General features: G+C 48.3%; 1 protein-coding gene. It reads right to left on the bottom strand.

The window, feature by feature from the left end; translation table 11 throughout:
- On the bottom strand, positions 1-299 hold a 299-nt coding region (locus ACU8YC_RS26725), incomplete at its 3' end, for a hypothetical protein (RefSeq protein ID WP_446896224.1).
- Positions 300-476 lie beyond the last annotated feature (177 nt).

The raw sequence follows: 476 nt of genomic DNA, 5'->3' as shown, positions 1-476 counted from the left end.
GCTTTATCAGAAAGACGAACACTGTTCTGAATAATGACAAAGTGCGCGTTCCGGTTACATCGTCTCAGGTTGTAAAGCAGTCCCACGTGATTACGGGCGACCACATCCAGTATCAGACACTGTGGTCTCAGACGGGAGAGCAGTCTCAGCAGGTCTGATGCGCTACCTGTAGAGAGGACCTCACAGTCCGGATGCGCGTCCCGGAAAAGCACCTCAAATGCCGTCCGGCGCGTCCAGTCTGCGGAGTAACACAATACCAGTCCGTTGATGCCTTTCGCGGCCCTGTAGCGTCTCTCCATTATGACCTCCGGGACGACAGGCTGCGTGATTAATGTGGGCACAGGTTAGTTGCCAGAGAAGCGAACAACAATTAGGATAATCGATCGACAAGATCTTGTTTTTAAATTAACAGGCGAATAAAACGGAGATTAATGATGGTTTAATATGAAAATATTAGCAGAACACCCAATTTATAA

Source organism: Citrobacter sp. VF227, from assembly GCF_052950715.1.
This window is presented reverse-complemented; position numbering and strand designations above follow the sequence as displayed.